The organism is Streptomyces sp. NPDC052107, from assembly GCF_040680215.1.
Taxonomy (GTDB): domain Bacteria; phylum Actinomycetota; class Actinomycetes; order Streptomycetales; family Streptomycetaceae; genus Streptomyces.
Genome location: NZ_JBFAWG010000311.1, coordinates 1 through 1,123, shown reverse-complemented (window position 1 = coordinate 1,123; position 1,123 = coordinate 1). Strand labels below are relative to the sequence as shown.

The following is a 1,123-nucleotide window of genomic DNA, read 5'->3' as shown; positions in this document are numbered from 1 at the left end:
ATCGGCAGCCGCCAGTTGGGGTACTGGTCCCAGGTGCCCGGGAGGTTCTGCGGGCGGCGGTCGCCCACGGTGTCGGGGAGCCAGACGCCGATCATCCGGGCGGGGGTGGCGGCCAGGAAGCGGTGGACCGCGCGGACGGCGGCGGGCTCGTCGCCGTCGCCCTCGGGGAGCATCCGCAGCCGGGCGAGGAGCGCCAGCCACTCGGCGGTGCCCGTGACGTCCTCGGTCAGCTCCTCCTCCAGGGTGCGGGTGAGCAGGCCGAGGCGGTGGCGCAGCGTCACATGATCGCCGGTCAGCCGGGCGGCGGTGGAGGGCAGATCGTGGGTGGTGGCGGTGGCGAGGCAGTCCTGCCGCCACTTCTCGGGGGCGAGCGGGCGGCCGTCGCCGTCCCAGTCGCGCTCGAACCAGAGCACGGAGGTGCCGAGCACCCCGCGCCGGGCGAGCGCCTCGCGGACGCCGGGCTCGACGGTGCCCAGGTCCTCCCCCACGACGAGTTGCTCGCGCCGCCCGTTCCGCCGTTCGCGTTCCCCGCCGTGCGGTTCATCGCCGCCGACATCCGGCCGAACAGGGCCGCCGCGCGCCCCCGTTGGGTCAGCGGTGTCTCGGGGCTGTTGGCGTCGCGGCCGGGCGGCAGGAGGAGGGTGACCCGTTCGCCGTAGACGAAGCGCAGCTCCACGGCGAGCCGGCGCGCCAGCGCGTCGTCGCCGCAGACGATCATGTGACCGGCGGACGGGGGGCGTCCCGGCTGTGGACGCCCGGGCTGCGGTCGTCCCGTCGGCGGTCGTCCCGGCTGCTGAGGAAGTGGGGGCACGAAACCCAGCATGCCGTGATCCTTCCGGCTCGGTCTTCCCGGTCAGTGTGGAATGTTTGTGATCTTCGCACGGTGGTTCTGAAGCTCTGGCCGGTTCTGTTCTCCCGCTGGCTGGTTCGCGGTTGCCTGGTGGTTCGGGGAACTCTGGTGGGTCGGCGGCCCCTGGCGGTCCGTGGTTCCCCGCTGGTTCGAGGGAGCCTGCTGGTTGACCGTTCCCCCGTGGTTCGGCGGTCCCGCCAGCAGGTGGCGCGGGTCGGCCGCGCGCTGGATCGCCGTCTCCACCGCCGCGATCCGGTACTCGAGCAGCCCCAG

The 1,123-nt window shown here is 73.9% G+C and carries 1 protein-coding gene and 2 pseudogenes; all 3 read right to left on the bottom strand.

Annotated elements, in window-relative coordinates:
* Positions 1 to 494: pseudogene (locus tag AB0M27_RS48065) on the bottom strand (4-alpha-glucanotransferase); the annotation flags it as partial.
* 20 nt (positions 495 to 514) lie between these two features.
* Positions 515 to 718: pseudogene (locus tag AB0M27_RS48060) on the bottom strand (potassium transporter TrkA); the annotation flags it as partial.
* 135 nt (positions 719 to 853) lie between these two features.
* Positions 854 to 1,123 (bottom strand): hypothetical protein (locus AB0M27_RS48055; RefSeq protein ID WP_365732495.1); only part of this gene is annotated, 270 nt, incomplete at its 5' end.